This window comes from Candidatus Obscuribacterales bacterium (assembly GCA_036703605.1).
Lineage (GTDB): Bacteria > Cyanobacteriota > Cyanobacteriia > RECH01 > RECH01 > RECH01.
Window position 1 is genome coordinate 1 of sequence record DATNRH010000652.1, and the last position, 1,450, is coordinate 1,450.

A 1,450-nucleotide genomic window follows, 5' to 3' on the forward strand; every position below is an offset into this window, starting at 1 on the left:
TCAGGCACTCCCGGCTTCCATGGCTTGACGGGCGGTGTGTACAAGGCCCGGGAACGTATTCACCGGATCATGGCTGATATCCGATTACTAGCGATTCCAGCTTCACGGGGTCGAGTTGCAGACCCCGATCCGAACTGTGACCGGTTTTATAGATTCGCTCCTGGTTGCCCAGTGGCTGCTCTCTGTACCGGCCATTGTAGCACGTGTGTGGCCCAGGACGTAAGGGCCGTGATGATTTGACGTCATCCCCACCTTCCTCGCGGTTTGCACCGGCAGTCCCGTTAGAGTCCCCATCTTTACATGCTGGCAACTAACGGCAGGGGTTGCGCTCGTTATAGGACTTAACCTGACACCTCACGGCACGAGCTGACGACAACCATGCAGCACCTTGTGATCTGCCCGAAGGAGGCTCTATCTCTAAAGCTGTCAGACCACATTTAAGCCCTGGTAAGGTTCCTCGCGTATCATCGAATTAAACCACATGCTCCACCGCTTGTGCGGGCCCCCGTCAATTCCTTTGAGTTTCATCCTTGCGGACGTACTCCCCAGGTGGGATACTTATCACTTTCGCTTGGCCGCCCAGATTTGCATCCGGACAGCTAGTATCCATCGTTTACGGCGTGGACTACCAGGGTATCTAATCCTGTTCGCTCCCCACGCTTTCGTCCATCAGCGTCAGTATATGGTTAGTAACCTGCCTTCGCAATCGGTATTCTATGTAATATCTATGCATTTCACCGCTACACTACATATTCTAGTTACTTCACCATAACTCAAGACCACCAGTATCAAGGGCAATTCTACGGTTGAGCCGCAGACTTTCACCCCTGACTTAATGGCCCGCCTACGGACCCTTTAAACCCAATGATTCCGGATAACGCTCGGATCCTCCGTATTACCGCGGCTGCTGGCACGGAGTTAGCCGATCCTTATTCTTACGGTACCGTCAGAGGGGCACACGTGCCCCTTGTTCTTCCCGTACAAAAGCAGTTTACAATCCATAGGACCGTCTTCCTGCACGCGGCATGGCTGGATCAGGCTCCCGCCCATTGTCCAATATTCCTCACTGCTGCCTCCCGTAGGAGTCTGGTCCGTGTCTCAGTACCAGTGTGGGGGATCCCCCTCTCAGGGCCCCTACCCATCGCTGCCTTGGTAAGCCGTTACCTTACCAACTAACTAATGGGACGCATAGTCATCCTGTACCGTAGCCTTTAATGTATAAGCGATGCCGCTAATACATACCATGGGGCATTAATCCAAATTTCTCTGGGCTATTCCCCAGTACAGGGCAGATTCTATACGCGTTGCGCACCCGTGCGCCGGTCGCCGGCGGATAAGCAAGCTTATCCCCGCTGCCCCTCGACTTGCATGTGTTAGGCCTGCCGCTAGCGTTCATCCTGAGCCAGGATCAAACTCTTCATCGTTGATTCTTATATAACTTCGATCAACC

Annotated in this window: 1 rRNA gene; it reads right to left on the reverse strand. The window is 53.5% G+C overall.

Annotated elements, in window-relative coordinates:
• Positions 1–1,424, reverse strand: a 16S ribosomal RNA gene (locus V6D20_13660); the annotation flags it as partial.
• Between the last annotated feature and the right edge of the window lie 26 nt (positions 1,425–1,450).